1 protein-coding gene is annotated in these 300 nt (G+C 69.7%); it reads left to right on the top strand.

All coding sequences use genetic code 11. From position 1 onward, the window contains the following. Positions 1 to 265: alanine racemase (locus EN846_RS34470; RefSeq protein ID WP_189587220.1), on the top strand; the 265-nt coding region annotated here is incomplete at its 5' end. Positions 266 to 300 lie beyond the last annotated feature (35 nt).

The raw sequence follows: 300 nt of genomic DNA, 5'->3' as shown, positions 1-300 counted from the left end.
GGCATTGGCCGCCGCGATTACCGCTGAGCCCCGCCTGCGCCTGCGTGGCCTGATGGCGATTCCCGCGCCATGGCCCGAGGCCGAGCGTCGCCGCGATGCATTCGTGCGCATGCGCACACTTTTCCACTCACTGGCCGCCCAGCACGCGCAGGTCGACACGCTGTCGATGGGCATGAGCAGCGACTACGCCGACGCCATCGCCGAGGGCGCCACCCTGGTGCGCATCGGCACCGCCCTGTTCGGCGCGCGCCCGCGCCCGGCCTGATCTTGCAAGGAGAGTTCCATGGCAGCTGATTCCAT

It is taken from the genome of Mesorhizobium sp. M4B.F.Ca.ET.203.01.1.1 (assembly GCF_004791025.1).
GTDB classification, from domain to species: domain Bacteria; phylum Pseudomonadota; class Alphaproteobacteria; order Rhizobiales; family Rhizobiaceae; genus Mesorhizobium; species Mesorhizobium abyssinicae.
This window is presented reverse-complemented; position numbering and strand designations above follow the sequence as displayed.